Source organism: Actinoalloteichus sp. AHMU CJ021, from assembly GCF_002895405.1.
In the GTDB taxonomy this organism is placed as follows: Bacteria; Actinomycetota; Actinomycetes; order Mycobacteriales; family Pseudonocardiaceae; genus Actinoalloteichus_B; species Actinoalloteichus_B caeruleus.
In genome coordinates this window covers 5,051,735-5,070,030 of sequence record NZ_CP025990.1, presented here as the reverse complement: position 1 = coordinate 5,070,030, position 18,296 = coordinate 5,051,735, and the positions used below count along the sequence as shown (strand labels likewise).

Sequence of the window (18,296 nt, the reverse complement as noted above, 5' to 3'; positions counted from 1 at the left end):
ACGGAGCCGCCGCGGTCCGACCAGCCGGTTCGCCGAGCCGGGTCGGGGATGTGACGCCTCCACCCCGGGTCGGCGCCCGGCCCGGACCCGCCGCGTCCGCGCCGCCAGCCAGTCACGTCACCGAATCACCGAGACACCGAGACACCGAGACACCGAGACACCGAGACACCGAGACACCGAGACACCGAGGATGGGACCACCGGTCGCTCGTGCCCGGTCTGGGAGCCCCAGGAGTTCGACGCCGGAGAAGCCAGTCGTCAACATCGCGCCCGACTCCCCTGCCGAGCCCTCAGCGGGGGTCACGCCCGCTCCCGGCCTCGTCGCCGGCACGGTGGAACTCCGGGAGGGCGGTGGCCTGCGCCTCCCGGTCGGGGACCGTGGTGGGCGACTCCAGGTGCACCGCACCGGAAGGCAGGACGCCCGCCCCGCCGAACCGCCGCATCACCCGCCACTGGGCGGCGACGTCCTCCCCCGCGTGTTCGACGGGGAGGTCCGACCAGAAGTCGTAGCCCCCGCAGGCGACCAACGCGAGGCGGTCGTAGAGGACGCAGCCGGACACCCAGGCCACCTTGTACGCCCGCCAGTCCTCCGCGCCCGTCAACACGTGTTCGGCCAGGTGCAGCGGATTGGCGGCGTTGTGCAGGGTCCACCTGGCCATCGCGGGGCTGCCCGGCCCCACCGCCTCGGGTACGGGTCGTCCCGGCCATTCCTCGTAGGGCTCCCACTCCGCCGGTCGCCGGTCGGCGACGTGGGACATGCCCACGACGGCGTTGCCGACGAAACCGCACCCCAGCGCGGCCAGTGCCCGGCGGAGCCGGGCGATCGTGCCGGGCGCCAGCCACACGTCGTCGTCGAGGCAGAGCACGAGGTCCGCGCCGGACGCGTCCAGGAGCGCCTGCCGGTGTTCGGCCAACCCCCGCCGGGGCAGGTGGCGACCCAGCCGGACGGCATGGCCCCGGTGGTGGAGGGTGCGGAGCACGGCACGGGCGGCGGGGGTGTCGTAGGAGGCGGTCCCGTCGGACTGGTCGGACACGATGATCCCGAAGCGGTCGTCATCGTCCTGCGCACCGAGGCCGGCCAGGGTGACCGCGAGTTCGGTTGGCCGGTTCCTGGTGGGGATCAGGACGTCGAGCGTGCTCCGGTGTGCCGCCGGTTCCGGCAGGTCGCGCGGGCGGGGAGCACCCGCCCTCGGCAGCGGTGCGCCCATCAGTCCACCACTCGGTCCGCGTTGGCCCGGATCCGGGTGATCAGCGCGGTGGTGGACCGGTCCGGGACGTAGTCGAGAAGCCGGACCTCGCCGCCGTACCCCCGCACGACCGGCGTCTCGGGCAGCATCTCGGGGGTGTAGTCACCCCCCTTGGCGTACACGTCCGGGCGGAGCAGGCGCAGGAGTTCCACCGGGGTGTCGCCGTCGAAGACCGTCACGTGGTCGACGCAGCTCAGCCCGGCCACCACGGCGGCCCGGTCGTTCTCCGGGTTCACCGGGCGATCGGGTCCCTTCAGCCTGGCCACGCTCGCGTCGGAGTTGACCGCGACCACGAGCACGTCCCCCAGTTGCTTGGCCTGGGCCAGGTAGGCGAGGTGTCCCCGGTGCAGCACGTCGAAACAGCCGTTGGTGAACACGATGCGCCGACCGGTGTCGCGGTGCCGGCGCACGACCGCCGCCAACTGCTCCCGCCCCACGGGCTCCCCCTCGCGGTCCCCGAGCCGGCTGGCGAGCTGGTCGGGCCCGCACACGCAGGTCCCCGGCTGGGCGACCACCACGTCGGCCGCGGCCTGGGCGAGCTCCATGCCACCGGTCAGGGGCAGGCCGCTGGCGAGCCCGGCCGTCAACGCGGCGACGTAGGTGTCGCCGGCTCCCGCGGCCCGGCAGTCGGGTACCGGCCTGGCCCACGTCCGGTGCTCCGGATGGGTGTGGCTGAACAGCACGGAGCCGTCCCGGTCCAGGGTCACGACCACGGCGCCGGCGCCGGTGCGGCGGAGGATGCGGTCCCGGTGGCGCTGGAGGTGCGCGAGCCGCCGGCCCCGCCCGCCCGCGCCCAGCAGGGACGCCGCCTCCTGGGCGTTCGGGGTGACCACGTCCGGACGGGTGGCCGCCCACTCCGCCGGGTCGTGGGAGTCCACGATGAGCAGCGGGACCTCCTCCCGGAGGGCGGCGACGGCGTCGCGGAGCGGTGGACCGGCGACGCCGAGGCCGTAGTCGCAGACCAGGAGCGCGTCGTGGTCCGGGACCAGGTCGGCGAGGAGACTGGCGAGTTCCCGGGTCGTCGCGGCGGGAGGGTCGGCCTGGTCGCCGTCGTCGAAACGGGCGAGCAGCTGGTCACCGCAGATCAGTCGGGACTTCGTCATCGTGCGCCCGCCAGGCGCGGACACCAGGTCCCGCACGTTCACGCCCCGGTCGGTGAGTGCCGCGCGCAGCGCCCGCCCGGCGGGGTCGTCCCCGGTGACGGCCAGGAGGGTGGCGGCCGCCCCGAGGGCCGCGAGGTTCGCCGCCGTGTTCCCGGCGCCGCCGGGTGCCGTGGTCGTCCGTTCGACCTCGACGACCGGGGCGGGAGCCTCCCGGCAGAGACGACGGGAAGTCCCGGACAGCCAGACGTCCACCAGGACGTCCCCGAGGACGAGGACCCTCGGTCGCCGGCCGGCCAGCAGGCCGGGCGTGGTGGGTCCCACCGTCAACGTCGTGTCGGGTTCCTGGCCCCACAGCATCTCCCACCTCCTGGTCGTGATGTCCGCCGCGCACCGTCCCCGCCCGGTGCCCGGGCAGCCGATCACGGCGGGAGGACGCCGGGCCGGCGCCCCTCCAGCCGCTGCTGACCGGTCACCTCACCCCCGGCCTCGGTCGGCCCGCTGGCGCGGGCGCCGTTGGCCGGGTGGTGTGGACGAGGTTCAGGGGTCCGGGTTCGCCACGCCGCCGGGCAGGCCCAGGTGCACGACCTTGACCCTGGTCATCTCGTCGAGCAGTTCCGGGCCGAAGCCGAACCCGTTGCCGCTGTCCCGGCGGGGTTGCGCCGCTCCCCCGGGGGCGCCACCGAACACGTCGTTGACCTTCACCGTGCCCACGGGCAGTTCCCGCCAGGCGCGCTGGGCGTGGGCCATCGACCCGGTGAGCACCGTCGCGGCGAGTCCGTAGCGGTCGACGGCGGCCTCCGCCAGGGCCTGGTCGAAACTGTCGACCACCCGCACGGGGGCCACGGGCCCGAACGTCTCCTCCTGGAACACCGCCATCTCGGGTCGGCAGCCGGTGAGCACCGTCGCCGGGTAGGAGGAACCCGGGCCGGGTGGGATGACGCCGCCGCACCCGACCTCGGCGCCGGCGTCGAGTGCCTGGGTGACGTGGCCGTGCACGTGCGCCCGGTGCCGGACGTCGACCAGCGGGCCCAGTTCGACCTCGGAGGTGTCGCGTGGCCGGGCCCGGTACCGGCGGGCCTGGTCGACCAGCGCGGCCACGAAGCGGTCGGCGACCGCCCGGTGCACGTAGACGCGTTCGACGGCGGTGCAGATCTGCCCGCTGTTGGTGAACGCCCCGATCGCCGCCTGTCCGGCGGCCCACACCGGGTCGACGTCGGAGTCGACCAGCAGCGGGTCGTTGCCCCCGTTCTCCGCGAGCACCGCCGCGCCCCGCACGGCCGCGGCGGCCAGGACGCGGCGGCCGGCCGCGGTGGAACCGACGTGGGCGATCAGGTCCACCCGGGGGTCCTCGACCAGGGCGGCCCCCACCCGCCCGTCGCCGGTCACCCGCACCAGGACGCCGCTCGGGAGCGGCGCGCACAGCACCTGGCCGAGTGCCCGCCCCAGGTGCGGTGCCCGTTCGCTCGGCTTGAAGCAGACCGTGTTCCCCGTCGCCAGGGCCGCGCCGATCAGCCCGCAGGCCACCGCGACGGGTTCGTTCCACGGGGTGAGGACGGCGACCACGCCCCGAGGTTCGGGCACCATCAGGTCGGTGGCCGCCACGTCCCCGAGCAGGGCGCGGCCACCGCGCACCGGTGCGAGTTCGGCGTACTGGTCGAGTGTGGCGGCTCCCGCCAGCACCCCGTCGAGGGCCTGGGAGAACGGTCGACCGGTCTCGGCCGTGTTCAGCCGGGCCAGCCGGTTCGCCGAGGCGCGGACCTCCTCGGCCATCTCGTGGAGGAGGCGGCCCCGCCTGGCGGGCGGGGTGGCGGCCCACGCGGGCTGGTGGCGGTGGGCGAGACCGACCGCGTCGCGCACCTCCTCGGGACTGGACATGACCAGTCGGCCGAACGGGGTCCCGGTGACCGGGTCGGTCACCTCGATCACCGGGGCCGTCCCGTCCGCCGCGGGCTCGGGGGTGGCGGCGCGCACGCCGTCGACGCCCACCAGCTGCTCCGTCATGGGGCACCTCCTCTCCGTCGCTGGCCGGATACCCGGGCCGGTCGGGGTCATTCCTGCTGCTCCTCCTCGTCCTCCGTGTGGTGACCGGCGGGGTGGCCGCCGTTTCTCCCAGCGCCCGTCGGGCAGTCCTCGGTGGGGACGTCACTCGGCCGGAGGGGGCAGGCGTGGGGGAACACGACGCGGGACCGGCGTTGCCGCCGATCGGCCCGGCCGGGGGGCGCTGGCCGGACGTGGGGCGCATCGGCGTGCTGCGGGGCGGGGGCATCGGCGACCTGATGTTCGTGATGCCGGCGCTCGTCGCATTGCGAGCGGCCTACCCGGAAGCGGAACTGGTCCTGCTCGGCACCGGAGCGCACCGGGCGCTGCTGGCCGGTCGCCCCGGCCCCGTGGACCGCTGCCTGCCGCTGCCTCGGGCCCACGGGGTGCACGAACCGACGCCCGGCCAACCGGACGACGGGGTCGACCAGGGGGCGTTCCTCGCCTCGGTGGCCGCGCTCCGCCTCGACCTCGGAGCGCAGTTGCACGGCGGCGGGCGTTGGTCCAACCCCTTCCTGCTGCGGACAGGGGCCCGGCACACCGTGGGGACGGCGACTCCCGACGCCGAACCGCTGGAACGGACGATCCCCTACCGCTACTACCAGCACGAGGTGCTGCGCCACCTGGAGGTGGTCGGCCTCGCCGGTGCCCCGCCCGTCGTCGTGGACCCCGCGCTGCCCGTCACCGACGGCGACCGGGACCGGGCGGCGAGCGCCCTGTCCGGGCTGCCGGAACCGCTGCTGGTCGTCCACCCGGGCGCGACGGACCCTCGACGCCGCTGGCCTCCACCCCTGTTCGCGGAGGTCGTCGAACGGGTGGTGCGGGACGGCGCGGGAGCCGTCGTCCTGGGATCGTCGAACGAGGAGGCGCTGGTGCGCGGCACCGCGCGACTGGCACGTGACCGGCTCCCGGCTGGGCTCCGGGAACAGGTCCGGGAGTTCCCCGGGACGCTGGACCTGTCCGGCATGGTCGGGGTGCTGGCGTCGGCGCGGGTGGTCCTCGCCAACGACAGCGGCCCCCGGCACGTGGCGCAGGCCGTGGGCACCGCCACCGTCGGGATCTTCCAGGCGTGCAACGTGATCAACGCGGCCGCGTTGGGACGGGCACGACATCCGGTGCACTTCAGCTGGTTCACCCGCTGCCCCCGGTGCGGGGTGCTCGCGGCCGGACCGGAAGGCGCCCGCTGCGCGCACGAGTTCTCGATGGTGGGCGACGTGCCGGTCGTCGAGGTGCTGGCGGACGTGCGGGAGCTCCTGGGGGGTCCGACGGGCTCGGACCGGGGCGGATCGCGCGACCGTCAGGGAAGTCGGGGAACCGGCTGCCAGCGCCACTCGTCGCCGGGCGCGTCGTGGACCTCGGGGGTGGGCGCGCACCGCAGCGGCTTCCCGGCCGGGGAGAACGCGTAGCGGCCGTGGTGGCTGTCGCCGCAGAGCCGCCAGGGAGTCCTGGGGCCGTCGACGAGGAGCGGGGGGCCGCCGGTCGCGGGCGCCGAGGTGGGGCGTGCGCCCTGGCGATCCACCGCATCGTGCTCGCCCGCGTCGGCGGGGCCGTGCCAGGTCGCGACGGCCGGTGGGGACGGCCCGTCGACGGGTGCGGGCCCCTGATCGGGCAGCAGGGGGCGGTCGAGCAGGGCGGCCGCCGAGATCAGCGCGCCGAGCGCGACCCGGAGCGCGAGGTGGTGTGTCGTCGTCATCCTGGCAGCCTGCCAGCACTCGAACACCCACCGTCAACTTCCACTACAACGTGTGACCGCCCGGGGTGAGCCGTGGGCGGTTGGCTGGCGGTGCGGATGGTCGCCCAGCGGGACCGGGGAGGTCGCCGGCTCGTCGGTGGTGCCCTCATCGGCCGGTGGGACGGGGTGGTCGGCGCGGACATCGTTCGCGCGAACGCGGCCGGTCGCACCGCGAGCTAGCGCGCTGGCCGCCCTGCCCAACCCGACGGACTCGGGCGCCCCAGCTCCGACCCCCGCACGGCGGCGGGGAGGAACCACTCCCGGCCGCGCCGCCACCGACGCCGGACGCGGCCCACCCGGGTCCGACGCGGCGGGGGGCGGACCGGCGCGGCGCGTCAGCTCGGCGGCACGGGGATCGGCGCCTGCTGGAGGGCGCGGGCGACGGCCACCAGGTTGGAGGCCATCATGCGCCCCGTGCGGTGTGCCCACTGGTGCCCGTGGTCGACGTCCGGGTAGTTGGGGCCCGGTCCGGGCCCCATGTTCCAGTAGGTCCAGGACTGCCCTGGCACGGTGTACCCCACGTCGATGAGGGCACCGTTCGTCTCGCTGATGACGTGGTGCGCTCCGTCCTCGTTGCCGGTGACGACCACACCGGCCACCCTGTTGTAGGCCACCGGGAGACCCGCGTCGTCGGTCTCGGACATCATCGAGTCCATCCGTTCCAGGACCTGGCGGGACACCGAGGACGGCTGGCCGAGCCAGGTCGGGGTGGCGACGATGAGGATCTCCGACTCCAGCAACCGGCGGTGGATCTCCGGCCACTCGTCGGCTCCGCCGAGGTCCGTCTCGACCCCGCGCGGGACCTCGCGGTCGACGACGCGGATCTGCTCCACGTCGACGTCGCGTTCCCGGAGTTCGTCCACCACCACGGAGGTGAGCAGTTCGGTGTTCGACTTCGCCGGGGACCGCTTCAGGGTGCAGCTCAACACCACGGCACGCACGCTGACCACTTCCCGTCTCGTATCGGTTCGCTCTTCCGTCAGACTGCGACCGCGACCTTCACCCAGCCGGGTTCCTTGTCGTCGAAGGTGTGGTAGGAGCGGATGACGCCGTCCCAGTCGGTGAGTTGGGTGACCGAGGCGAGGGGGTCGACGACGCCGGACCGGACCATGCGCAGCAACTCCGGGATGTGCGTTCGGTGGTTGCAGTTGCCGAGTTTCACGGTGAGGTTGCGGTTCATCGCCGTACCGATCGGCCAGCGGTCCATCGTGGGTGGGTAGACCCCGACGACCCCCACCGTCCCGGCCTTGGCCACCGCCCGCACCGCCCACTCCGAGGCCTGGCTCGGGGCGATGGGCGGCAGCTGGTCCCCTCCCTCGACGCCCGGCTCGGTGATCTCCCGCCGCTGTTCGGGGAACCCCTCGGGCGCGGCCCACGCCGGGGCCTCTGCGTCCACGCCCACCGCGTCGATGACCCGGTCCACGCCGATTCCGCCGGTCAGCTGGCGGATGGTCTCGACGGGGTCCTCGGTGTCGAAGTCGACGGTCTCGGCGTGCTGGGACCGCGCCATCTCCAGCCGGGAGGCGACGTGGTCGACGGCGAGGACGCGGTTGGCGCCCTGTTGCTGGGCGGAGGTGATGGCCAGCTGTCCCACCGGGCCGCAGCCGAACACGGCGACGTCGTCCCCCGGGGACACCTCGGCGAGCAGGGCGCCGAACCACGCCGTCGGGTAGACGTCGCTGACCACGATGGCCTGTTCGTCGGTCACCTCGTCGGGAAGGGCCACCAGGTTGACGTGGGCGAAGGGGATGCGGGCGTACTCGGCCTGGAGCCCGTCGACCGGGCCGGTCATCTCCGGCCCGCCGAAGAACGAGGTGCCCGCGAGGGCGCCCTGCGGGTTGGCCCGGTCGCACTGCGCGGTGTAGCCGGCGCGGCAGTAGGAGCAGGTGCCGCAGCACAGCGTGGAGGGGATCACGACCCGGTCTCCCGGTCGGAAGTTGCGGACCTCGGGGCCGACCTCCTCGACCACGCCGACGCCCTCGTGCCCGAGGATCGTGCCGGGGCGCATCCCGGGCAGGCTGCCCCGCACCATGTGCAGGTCCGTTCCGCAGATCGCGCTGACGGTCAGCCTGACGACGGCGTCGGTCGGCTCCTGGATCCGCGCGTCGGGCACCTGTTCCACCGCGATCTCACCGGGTGCGTGCCACACGACGGCCTTCATCGGTACGTCCACCTCGTCTCTTCGCGCTACTCGTCGTACTGCTGGGTGTCTCGCCTGGCCCGCGCGGTTCCCTGCCGCGCGGTCGGGGACGCCACCGGTCGCCGGGAGGGCCGAGGTCGTTCCCGGGTGCGCGGGTCAGCCGTCCCGCCACTCGTCGCTGGGCAGCCGCAGGCCCGCCTCCGGCCCCATGAGCGCGAGCCCGCCGTCCACGAGCAGGGAGACCCCGGTGATGTAGGAGGCGGCGGGGGTGGCGAGGAACGCCACCGCCGCCGCGACCTCGTCGGCCGCGCCCGGCCGGCCGAGGGGGACGCCGGGCCTGGGCTGCTCGGCCGGGTCCACCCCCTCCTGGTCGTTCATGCCGGTGCTGATCTCGCCGGGAGCCACCGCGTTGACCGTGATCCCGTGCCTGGCCAGTTCCAGCGCCAGGACCCGGGTGAGCTGCCCCGCCCCGCCCTTCGCCGCCGCGTAGGGCGCGAAGCCGGTGCGGGGCAGGTGTTCGTGGATGCTGGTGATGTTGATGATCCGCCCGCCGTGGCCGGCGTCGATCATCCTGCGGGCGGCCCGCTGCGAGCACAGGAACACGGCGTCGAGGTTGACCGAGGTGACCTGCCGCCACTTCTCGTAGCTCGTGTCGACCCCGAGCGCGTCCGAACCCACGCCGGCGTTGTTGACCAGAATGTCCACTCCGCCCAGTTCGTCGGCGAGCTCGTCGACCACCGAGGCGGCGTCGGGTAGCTCGGACAGGTCGGTCTGCCTGGCCAGCGCACGGCTCCCCCTGCCCTCGATCTCCTTGACCGCGTGCCGGGCGCGTTCGGCGTCCGAGTGGTAGGTGATGCCCACGTCGAGGCCGCCACCGGCGAGGCTGACCGCGATCGAGCGGCCGATACCGGAGTCGCCACCCGTGACGATCGCGGTCCTCGGCAGGTCGGGCCACTGGTCGGAGTCTCGGGTTGCTGTGTCGGATCCCGGATCAGTCATGCCCCCCGGGTACCCGCGGGTCCGGCCGCGCAACACCGGCTCGTGGGGAAACCTGGTGGGTCGGCCGTCCGACCAGCCGTTGGACCGCGCGGACCACGTCCTCGGGGGCGACGTCCGACAGGCACGGGTGCCCCGGCACCGGGCAGTGGCGTGCCCGGCTCCCGGCGCAGGGGGCGCGTTGGTCGCCGAGCAGGACCGTGGGCACCCGGTAGGGCGCCCACCGGCGGGCCGGCACGACGGGGGCGAACAGCGAGACCACGGGGGTGCCGTGCGCGGCGGCCAGGTGCGCCGGCCCGGTGTTGCCGACCACCACGGCGGAGGCGCCGAGGACCAGCCCGGACAGCTGCGGGAACGACGTCCGTCCGCCCAGGTCGGTGGCGTGGTCGCCGGCGACCTCCCGCGTCAGCCGGATCTCGCCGGGGCCGCCGGTCACCACCACCCGGTGGCCCCGCAGGGCGAGCCGGCGGGCCGCCTCCCGCCAGTGCCAGCTCGGCCACCGGCGGGCCGGGGCGGACGCTCCCGGGTGCATGACGACGTAGGGATCGGAGTCGACCAGCGCGCGCACCGGCGGTGGGGGGAGCACCGCGAGGCGCCCGTCGTCGCCTCCGGGGAGCGGGAACCCGGCGGCGTCGGCGACCAGCAGGGCGCGTTCCGGTTCCGGGAGGTCCTCCGGGAAGTCCTCGCCGGGGCGCAACCGGACGTCGAGCAGCGTGCCGGCGTAGTCGGTGGACGCCGCGGCGATGCGGGGAACTCCCGCCAGCCGCAGGAGGAGCGCCAGCGGCAGCGCGGACTGGTGGAAGGAGGTGAGGACCACGGCCGAGTCGAGGTGGAGGCCGGCGAGCCGGGACACCAGGCCGTCGACGTCGGGGCCGCGCACCGGGGGCGGGTCGGCGTCGATCCACGGGCACCGCCAGCGGAGCACGTCGTCGACCCCGGGGAGCTGGCGGGCCGCCCGTTCGCCCGCCGGCCCGCACAGCAGCGTCAGGTGGCTCGCGCCGGCGGCGACGGCCCGCACGGCGGGGCCGGCGAGGAGCACGTCGCCGTCACTGTCCAGCCTGGCCACCAGCACCCTGGGGCCCCGTTCGCGGGGAGGGGCCGTCCGAGGTCCCCTGGCGCCGCGCGCCGACCGCTCTGGGCCGTGCCGGCCACCCCGGTGGCCGCCCCGGTCCGGCGGCCGACCGTGGTCCGGCGACGCTCCGGTCACGGCCACGAGCCCTCCTCGGAGTGCGAGACCATCAGTTCCCTGATCTCACAGCCGGCGGGCTGCCGCAGCGCGAACAACACCGCGTCCGCCACGTGCTCCGGGGGGTTCAGCCGGCTGTCGTCGGCGGGCCGGTACCGCTCCTCCCTGTCGTCGAAGAAGCGGGTGCGCATCCCGCCGGGCACGACGAGGGTGACCCCGACCGCGCCGGCGAGTTCGGCGGCGAGCGCCCGGGTGAACCCGACCACTCCGAACTTCGACGCGCAGTAGGCGGTGGCGTCGGACACCGCGCGCAGGCCGAGGGTGGAGGCCACCGTGACGATCCGCCCCCGGGCACGGCGCAACGCGGGCACGGCAGCCCGGCAGACCGCGGCGGTGCCGAACAGGTTGACGCGCACGACCCGTTCCCACTCGTCGGTGGGGACGTCCTCCAGCGCACCGCACCGGTCGACGCCGGCCGCGCAGACGACGCTGTCCAGACCTCCGGCTCGCCGGGCGAGTTCCACGACGGCTCGTTGGGCGGCTTCGGTGTCGGCCAGGTCCGCGTGGACGAAGTCCCGCCTCCCGCCGGGTCGGTCGGGCTCCGGGGGCGTGACGCGGTCGAGGACCAACGCGTGTCCGCCGGCGTGGGCGACGGCCCGCGCCACGGCGGCCCCGAGCCCGGAGCTGCCGCCGGTGACCAGCACCCGTCCCGGGGAGGTCAGCCGGGGTGCCACGTGGTCGGGTTCGCTGGCTGGCACGGTCGAGGTGGTCATCGCGGGGCTCCTTCGTGACCGGGTTCGCGCGCCGGGCGCGAACGCGTTGTCGTCGGCCGCCACGGGGGCGTGGCGGACTCGGTGGTCCGCTGCCCGGGGGAGGTCGGGCGAGCCGGCCCCCGGGTCGTCGGGACACCGGTGGTCGCTCAACCGGGCTCGGGGGTCCTCGGTCGGTGGCGGCGGTCCGGGAGCGGGCTCGCCTCCCGGTGGGCGGCTCCCAGCTGCGCGGCCAGCCCGGTGGTGGAACGCCCGGGGTGGTAGGGGACCAGCGCGATCCGTCCGCCCCACCGGCGCACCAGGTCCGCCTCCGGCAGGCGTGTGAGGTCGTAGTCGGCGCCCTTGACCACGACGTCCGGCCGGAGTTCGAGCAACAGGCGTTCCGGGGTGTCCTCCGCGAACACCTCGACGCAGTCCACGCAGGACAGGGAGGCGACCATCTCGGCGCGGTCGTGTTCGGTGTTGACGGGTCGTCCCGGGCCCTTGAGCCGCCGGACCGACTCGTCGGAGTTCAGGCACACGACGAGGAGGTCGCCGAGGGCCCTGGCCGCCGTGAGGGTGCGCAGGTGCCCGGTGTGGAGCAGGTCGAAACATCCGCTGGCGACCACCACCGTCCCGCCGGCCGCCCGGACCGAGGCGATCCGTTCCCGCACGTCCCCGCCGGGCGGTCCGGGGGCCCGGAGCCGACCGACCGCGGTGGCGCCGCCGGCCTCGAGGAACGCGGCGGCACGACCGACCGCGGTGGTCACGGCGTCGTCGACGGCGGCCCCACCCGCCAGCGCGGCGGTGGCCTCGGCGGCGAAGGCGTCTCCGGCGCCGCACGGGTCGGGCACCGCGAGCCGAGGTGCGGGCACGGTGAGCGGGCTGTTCGCGCCGTGGTCGAGGATCGCCCCCCGCTCGCCAGCGGTGATCACCACGGCGTCGGCCCGCCACCGGTCGCGCAGCAGGCGGGCTCGGCGTTCGACGCCGGTGGCGTCCGCCTCCGGCACCCCGGCCTCGGTGGCGTTCGGGGTGATCAGGCGCAGGCCCTCCACCGGGTCCGCGCCCCTCGGGTGGGGGTCCCACACGACGGGCACGCGCCGGGCCCGGGCGGTGAGCACCTCCCGGAGGCGGGGATCGCCGGCCACGCCCCGCCCGTAGTCGGAGACGAGGACCGCTTCGGCGGAGGAGACCGCGTCGAGCAGGTCCGAGGTGGCGCGGGGCGGGGGTCCCTCACCTCCCCGGTCCGCCCGCAGCATCGGGTGCCCCGCCGAGCGGAACCTCGTCTTGACCACGGTCGAGGGGCCAGGGCAGGTGACCAGCCGCAGGTGGTCCCGCAGGAGCGCCCGGAGACGCCGGCCGGCCTCGTCGTCGGTGAGGGAGGTGGCGAGCACGACGGTGGCCCCACTCCGGGCCGCCAACAGCGCCGCCAGGGCCGCCCCGCCCGGACGCTCCTGCTCGGCTCGCACGTCGAGCACCGGCGCGGGTCCGTCCGGGCAGATCCGCCCCACCGGCCCGCTCACGTCAACGTCGAGCAGTGCGTCGCCGACGACCACGATCCCCGGGCCGCCGGTCACGGGCGGTGTCCTTCCCCCTGCCGTGGGCGCCGGGCCCTCGGCTGCCCTCCCCCGCCGGTCTCGCGGGCACCGTGGTCGGTCCCGGGCGGGAACGGCCGGGCACCGGCCTCCGCCTGGTCACCCGCGCCCCCTCTCCGCCGTGCCCCGGTGAGGTGGCCGTCGGTGGGGCGCCGTGGTCGCGGGTCCCGGGCCGGGGCGGTCGTGTCCGCCGTCCCGGCGTGGACCCGCTCGTCCGGCGCCGGCGACCCGTGCCGTGACGCGGTCTCCTGGGACGGCCCGGCCGGGGTGGGTGGGGGGCTTGGCGGCCTCGGCGCACGGGGGTTCCCCGCGTCGGCGCGCGGTGCGGTCGCGGTGGCCGGTAGTGCCCGCTCGAACATCACGCACAGCAGGTGGACGGCCACCAGGTGGGCCTCCTGCACGCTGGAACAGGTGCCGGGCAGGGAGAGGGTCTCGTCGGCGAGGCCGGCCAGCGGGTTGGGGAGCGCCCCGGTGACCGCCCAGGTCAGGACGCCCAGTCGACGCGCGGTTCCGGTGGCCCGCAACAGGTTCTCGCTGCGCCCGCTGGTGGAGAGCAGCAGCAGGACGTCCCCGCGGCGGGCGTGCGCCTCCACCTGGCGGGCGAAGACGTCCCCGTAGCCGTAGTCGTTGCCGATGGCGGTGACGCTGGAGGTCTCGGCGTGCAGCGCGAGGGCCGAGTAGGCCCGGCGGTCGCCGTCGAAGCGCCCCACGAGCTCGGCCGTGAGGTGCTGGGCCTCGGCGGCGCTGCCGCCGTTCCCCGCGGCGAGCAACCGGTGCCCGGCGGGGAGCAGCTCGGCGAGCCGCTGGCCCCAGCGGACCAGGGTGGGGAGCTCGGCCCGCAGCGCGCACAGGGTCTCGGAGAGCTGGTCGAGGTGGTGGTGCCCCGTGTGGCGCCAGGCGTCCTCGGCGGGGTCGGTGCCCGGCGCGGGTACCGGGAGGCGACGCTCGGGTACGTCGTGGGGGGCGATGCGGTGTCTCATGTCGCTCCTTCCACGGCCGGGGTGATCAGGGACGCCGGGGGCGGCGGGGGCGCCAGTCGCTGGTAGGCCAGCACGGTGTCGTAGGCGACGCGGTCCCAGGAGTAGCGGGAGAACGCGCGGTCGAAACCGGCGAGGCCCAGCGCGTGCCGCCGGGCGGGCTGGTTGAGCAGGCCCCGGAGCGCGGTGGCGAGAGCGCGCGGGTTCTTGGGGGGCACGAGCTGCCCGGTGACCCCGTCGACGATGGTGTCCAGCAGTCCTCCGACGGCCGAGGCCACCACGGGGACACCGCAGGCCATCGCCTCCAGCGGGACGATGCCGAAGGGCTCGTACCAGGGCGTGCAGGCGACGATGTCGGCCGACCGGAGCAGCGCGGGCATGTCCTCGCGGGGGACGCGTCCGAGCAGGTGGACCCGGTCGGCGACCCCGCCCCGGACGGCGCACGACCGCAACCTGTTCGCTTCCTCGTCGTGCGCCAGCTGGTCCTCGTCGGGCCCGCCGGCGATCAGGAGCTCGGTGTTCGGCACCGCCCGCAACGCCGCGATGAGCAGGTCGAAGCCCTTGCGGGGGATGAGCCTGCCCACGGTGACGACCCGGTGCAGCTCGCTCCGGTCGGCCACCCGCCCGTCGGGGTGGAAACCGGTGGTGTCGACTCCGCAGGGCACGATCGCGACCTTGGTGCGGCGGATGCCGAGCGCTCCGAGTTCGTGCACCTCGTCGGAGCAGCTGGCCACCACCAGCGCGCTGTCCCGCGCGATCATCCGCTCCAGCCGCAGGCGCTGCGGTGGGCTGGTGTCCCGGCTGCCCTGGTGGCGCCGCTTGACGTGGCCGAGCGCGTGGAAGGTCTGGGCCACCGGGATGCCCAGTCCCCGGCAGGCCAGCAGGCTGGCGAGCCCTGAGGTCCAGAAATGGGCGTGGACGACGTCGGGCCTGGTCAGGGTCAGCTCGGCGAGCAGGTGGTCGGCGAACTCACCCATGTGCGGGAGCAGGTCGTCCCTCGGCAGCGGCTCGGGGGGACCAGCGGGGAGGTGCACCACCTCCACCCCGTGGTCGGTGGTGACACGGCAGGGCTGGTCGGGTGAGTCCCGCCGCGTGTAGACCCGCACCTCGTGCCCCTGCCGGACCAGTGCCGAGGACAGCTCCGCGACGTGCACGTTCTGCCCCCCGCAGTCCTCCTCGCCCGGCACGGCCAGTGGGCTGGCGTGTTCCGAGACCATCGAGATCCGCATCCGAGACTCCCTCCTCCCAGGTCCTCCCTCGTGGCACCCTCACCCGGCCGGTGGGGCGTGGACCGTCGTCCCGCTGTCCGTGGTGGAGCCGGCGCAGGTGCGCGGACCGCTCCGCCGTGGTCGTCGCGGGCCCTCGGCCACCGCCGCCCCCAGCACCCGGTCCCAGTCCCGGGTGAACGCGTCCACCCCGAACCGGGCCAGCGCCGTCCGCCGGGCGCCGGCACCGAGGGCGCGGGCGAGTTCCGGGTCGGCGCGCAGACGTCGTACGGCATCCGCCAGGACGTCGGGCCGGGTGGACAGGACCCCTGCTGTCGGGGGGACCACCTCGACGGCCTCCGTGCAGGCGAAGCCCACCACGGGCAGGCCCAGCAGCATGGCCTCGATCAACGCCAGGCCCAGCGAGGTCCAGCGGGGCGGGTGCAGGTAGAGGCGGCGGCGGGCCATCTCCTCGTGGAGCCTCGGCTCCCGGACGTCGCCCAGGGCCCGCAACCGGTCCGGTGCCACACCCAGGTGGTCCGGGAGGGTGGTCGTACCGAGGCCGAACACGTGCAGCGGGATCGTCCGGGCGAAGTCCGCAAGCAGGTCCGTTCCGGTGACCCGGCCTCGTCGCACCGGTTCGTTCACGACGACGGCGGCCGCGTCCAGTTCACCGCTGTACCGGTGCCCCGGGTCGGGGACGCCGTGCTCGACGACGAGGGTGGGGGCGCGCCCGCTGTCCCAGAGGAGCCGGTTGAAGTGCGTGACGTGGGCGATCGGGATGTCGGTGCGGTCGGCCAGCGGGTGCCGGGTGTCGGGGACGTGGTGGCGGGGCGTGTTGTGCTCCACGTAGACGGCCGGCACGTCCCGCCCGGGTTCCCTGCCGAGCCACCGGGCGGCGAGTTCGAGTTCCTCGGGCCGTTGCAGGACGACGACGTCGACGTCCTGGCCGTGGAGGTCCTGGACCGGGACCTCCACGGCGCGCTCGGGCCAGTCCCGGTCGGCCCGGCCCAGACCCCACGGGCCCGGGTCGGGTGTCCGGGGCAGCAGGACGTGGTGACGCCCCTGGACGAAAGCGGTGGTCCACGAGCCGTGCACGTGCCAGACGAGCACCCGCAGCGGACGGGCCGCCGCCTCGCCCACCACCGGCGCGCGGGGGGAGGCGACCTCCGGTGGGCGCGCGGTCGAGGTGGGGGGCGCGGTGGCGCTCACGAGGTACCTCCCGTCGGCCGGATCCGGTCGTCCACCGCCGGCGGCGTCCTCCGGAGCCGCGCGGGCTCCCGCGCGGAGTGGGACGGGAGGCGCGGGACGTGGGAGGGCGCCGGCACCCCGACCGCACGGCGCCGGGGGGCTCCGTCCAGGAGCATCCGCAGCGCGTGGCGCAGGTCGTCCGCGACGCACGGCGCCCGCCGGACCTCCACCGCCCTGGTCCTCCCGTTGGGCACCAGCACCCCGGTTCCGCCGACCGCGCGCACCGCGAGCACGTCGGACTCGATGTCGCCGACGAGCCACGTCTCCGATGCCGGAACGCCCAACCGTTCCGCCGCCGCCAGCACCAGCCCGGGGCGCGGTTTGCGGCAGTCGCAGCGTTCGTCCGGTCGGTGCGGGCACACCTGCACGGTGTCGAGCCCGCCCACCAGTGCCGAGACGCGCGCGTTGACCGCGCGGACCTGCCGCCAGCTCAGCACCCCACGGCCGATCCCCGACTGGTTTGTCACCAGCCCCACGGGTATCCCCCGATCGCGGAGGGCCCGGACCACGTGCTCGGCGCCGGGCCGCAACCGGACGGCCGCCGGGTCCCCGTTGTAGGGGACGTCCTCGACGAGGGTGCCGTCCCGGTCGAACAACACCGCGGCCGGTGCGGTCGGACGCGGACGTGGCGTGGTGCTCGAGGAGTTCACGAGAACCGGCTTACCGGGGGGCTGATCGGTAAACGCTGCTTCTCCTCCTACTACTCGCCGTAGCCGCACCGCGGAGCGGCGACGTGGGCGATGACCCTGCTGACCTGCGCGGGGACGTCCCCGCCCGTCGGGTAGCCCGTCCGAGGGGACTGCGGGCGGTGTCGGCCAGCCGGCCGCCGGGCGGCGACCCGCCACCGCCGCCGGCGCGCCGACCGGGCGGCGCCCGGTGACCGGTGGGGGGACCCTGGAGACCCGCCGGCGGCGGGTGGCTGAGGCGACCAGCCGTGGCGGGCCAGGTCACGCGGCTGCGGGCGACGACCCTGCGGCCCCGAGGTTCGGTCCGAGGAGGATGATGGTGTCCGAGAAACCCTGGGTGCTGGCCCTGCGGGCGCTGAAGCTCGGTGACGCGCTGGTGGCCGTCCCGGCGCTGCGGGCGCTGCGGACCGCCTTTCCCGACCACCGGGTCGTGCTCGCCGCGCCGCCCGAGCTGCGCCCCCTGGTGGACCGCATCGGCGGGATCGACCTGCTGCCCGTCCGCGACCTGGACGGCCCGCTGCCCCCGTGCGCCCCGGACACCGCCGTGAACCTGCACGGGGCCGGCCCGAGGAGTTCCGAGCTCCTGGCCGCGCTGTCGCCGGCGCGACGGATCGGGCACCGGGGCCCCGGATGGCCGGGGCCGGAGTGGGTGGAGGACATGCCGGAGCGGGAGCGGTGGTGCCGTCTGCTCCGGGAGCACGGCATCGCGGCGGACGGGACGGATCTCCACTTGTCGGACCCGGAACACCCGGGGCCGGCGCCGGGCACGGTGGTCGTCCACCCAGGGGCCGCCTACCCGAGCAAACGGTGGCCGGCGGAGAGGTTCGCCGCCGTCGCCCGGTGGCTGCGCGACCGGGGGGAACGGGTCGTACTGACCGGGACGGAGGCCGAGCGGCCCCTCACCGCGCGGGTGGCGGCGCTGGCTGGGCTCCCTCCGGAGCGCGACCTCGCCGGCCGGACCGGCCTCGACGACCTGATGCGCCTGGTGGCCCACGCTCGGCACGTGCTCTGCGGGGACACCGGGACCGCGCACCTGAGCTACGCGTTCGGGGTGCCCTCGACGGTGCTGTTCGGCCCGGTCCCCGCCAGCCGGTGGGGACCGCCGGCGAACGGCCCCCACCGGGCCCTGTCCGCTGACGGGCCGCGGCGCGGCGACCCGTTCCGCGCCGTGCCGGATCCCGCGCTGCTCGGGGTGACGGTGCCCGCCGTCCTGCATGCTCTCGCAGAGCAACTGATCGACTGAGAAAACGGCAGCGGATATCACCTGTTGTGATTACCCGCGCCCCCCATTTCGCGCAGCAAGTAGTCACTTGTCGCGATGGATGTCCCCGTGGAGGTGAGTGCGTTGGCGTGACACTGCCCGTACGGTGGAGTCACAAGGGACGCACACGAT

The 18,296-nt window shown here is 75.4% G+C and carries 16 protein-coding genes and 1 pseudogene; 3 read left to right on the top strand and 14 right to left on the bottom strand.

Annotation, left to right across the window (positions count from 1 at the left end; all coding sequences use genetic code 11):
* Nucleotides 1-289: 289 nt before the first annotated feature.
* From C1701_RS21560 to C1701_RS21550, 3 genes are all read right to left on the bottom strand, one after another.
* Entirely contained in the window at nucleotides 290-1,207 is a 918-nt protein-coding gene (locus C1701_RS21560) for a glycosyltransferase family A protein (RefSeq protein ID WP_081715407.1), read from the bottom strand.
* Complete coding sequence (rfaE2, locus tag C1701_RS21555; RefSeq protein WP_051713092.1) at nucleotides 1,207-2,706, bottom strand: D-glycero-beta-D-manno-heptose 1-phosphate adenylyltransferase; 1,500 nt, start codon at nucleotides 2,704-2,706, stop codon at nucleotides 1,207-1,209. Before rfaE2 ends, C1701_RS21560 begins: the two co-directional genes overlap by 1 nt.
* 180 nt (nucleotides 2,707-2,886) lie before the next feature.
* Complete coding sequence (locus C1701_RS21550; protein ID WP_103056512.1) at nucleotides 2,887-4,350, bottom strand: aldehyde dehydrogenase family protein; 1,464 nt, start codon at nucleotides 4,348-4,350, stop codon at nucleotides 2,887-2,889.
* A gap of 164 nt (nucleotides 4,351-4,514) precedes the next feature.
* On the opposite strand from C1701_RS21550, the gene C1701_RS21545 reads away from it, so the two are divergent.
* Nucleotides 4,515-5,792 carry a glycosyltransferase family 9 protein gene (locus tag C1701_RS21545; RefSeq protein WP_211256616.1) on the top strand — a complete coding sequence of 426 codons (1,278 nt, stop codon included), beginning with the start codon at nucleotides 4,515-4,517 and terminating at the stop codon, nucleotides 5,790-5,792.
* Here the strand turns inward: C1701_RS21545 and C1701_RS21540 are convergent.
* Nucleotides 5,684-6,079, bottom strand: a complete 396-nt coding sequence (locus tag C1701_RS21540) for a hypothetical protein (protein ID WP_155886111.1) — start codon at nucleotides 6,077-6,079, stop codon at nucleotides 5,684-5,686. The genes C1701_RS21545 and C1701_RS21540 overlap by 109 nt on opposite strands.
* Before the next feature lie 72 nt (nucleotides 6,080-6,151).
* On the opposite strand from C1701_RS21540, the gene C1701_RS27780 reads away from it, so the two are divergent.
* The gene (locus tag C1701_RS27780; RefSeq protein WP_156038503.1) at nucleotides 6,152-6,298 is read left to right on the top strand and encodes a hypothetical protein; all 147 of its coding nucleotides are present in this window, start codon (nucleotides 6,152-6,154) and stop codon (nucleotides 6,296-6,298) included.
* Between the two features lie 155 nt (nucleotides 6,299-6,453).
* Here the strand turns inward: C1701_RS27780 and C1701_RS21535 are convergent, their stop codons facing one another.
* The 10 genes and pseudogenes from C1701_RS21535 to C1701_RS21490 form a co-directional block, all read right to left on the bottom strand.
* Nucleotides 6,454-7,068, bottom strand: coding sequence for a flavodoxin family protein (locus C1701_RS21535; RefSeq protein ID WP_103056511.1), 615 nt, complete (start codon nucleotides 7,066-7,068; stop codon nucleotides 6,454-6,456).
* 29 nt (nucleotides 7,069-7,097) lie between these two features.
* Entirely contained in the window at nucleotides 7,098-8,279 is a 1,182-nt protein-coding gene (locus tag C1701_RS21530; protein ID WP_026418690.1) for an alcohol dehydrogenase catalytic domain-containing protein, read from the bottom strand.
* Nucleotides 8,280-8,414: 135 nt separating this feature from the next.
* Entirely contained in the window at nucleotides 8,415-9,257 is an 843-nt protein-coding gene (locus C1701_RS21525; RefSeq protein ID WP_051313917.1) for an SDR family oxidoreductase, read from the bottom strand.
* Complete coding sequence (locus tag C1701_RS21520; protein WP_337661875.1) at nucleotides 9,250-10,320, bottom strand: glycosyltransferase family 9 protein; 1,071 nt, start codon at nucleotides 10,318-10,320, stop codon at nucleotides 9,250-9,252. The genes C1701_RS21525 and C1701_RS21520 overlap by 8 nt, the downstream gene beginning before the upstream one ends.
* A 137-nt stretch (nucleotides 10,321-10,457) precedes the next feature.
* Nucleotides 10,458-11,213: an SDR family oxidoreductase gene (locus C1701_RS21515; RefSeq protein ID WP_103056509.1), complete on the bottom strand. Its 756-nt coding sequence runs from the start codon at nucleotides 11,211-11,213 to the stop codon at nucleotides 10,458-10,460.
* A gap of 146 nt (nucleotides 11,214-11,359) precedes the next feature.
* Nucleotides 11,360-12,766 carry a PfkB family carbohydrate kinase gene (locus C1701_RS21510; RefSeq protein WP_337661874.1) on the bottom strand — a complete coding sequence of 469 codons (1,407 nt, stop codon included), beginning with the start codon at nucleotides 12,764-12,766 and terminating at the stop codon, nucleotides 11,360-11,362.
* A 347-nt stretch (nucleotides 12,767-13,113) separates the two neighbouring features.
* A pseudogene (locus C1701_RS27775) lies at nucleotides 13,114-13,635 on the bottom strand (D-sedoheptulose-7-phosphate isomerase); the annotation flags it as partial.
* Between the two features lie 125 nt (nucleotides 13,636-13,760).
* Entirely contained in the window at nucleotides 13,761-14,990 is a 1,230-nt protein-coding gene (locus tag C1701_RS21500; protein WP_030106080.1) for a glycosyltransferase, read from the bottom strand.
* A 39-nt stretch (nucleotides 14,991-15,029) separates the two neighbouring features.
* Nucleotides 15,030-16,085, bottom strand: coding sequence for a glycosyltransferase (locus tag C1701_RS21495; protein WP_337662310.1), 1,056 nt, complete (start codon nucleotides 16,083-16,085; stop codon nucleotides 15,030-15,032).
* An 89-nt stretch (nucleotides 16,086-16,174) separates the two neighbouring features.
* The gene (locus C1701_RS21490) at nucleotides 16,175-16,867 is read right to left on the bottom strand and encodes a D-glycero-alpha-D-manno-heptose-1,7-bisphosphate 7-phosphatase (protein WP_026418687.1); all 693 of its coding nucleotides are present in this window, start codon (nucleotides 16,865-16,867) and stop codon (nucleotides 16,175-16,177) included.
* A 349-nt stretch (nucleotides 16,868-17,216) separates the two neighbouring features.
* On the opposite strand from C1701_RS21490, the gene C1701_RS21485 reads away from it, so the two are divergent.
* Nucleotides 17,217-18,146, top strand: a complete 930-nt coding sequence (locus C1701_RS21485; RefSeq protein WP_035292028.1) for a glycosyltransferase family 9 protein — start codon at nucleotides 17,217-17,219, stop codon at nucleotides 18,144-18,146.
* The last annotated feature ends 150 nt before the right edge of the window (nucleotides 18,147-18,296 follow it).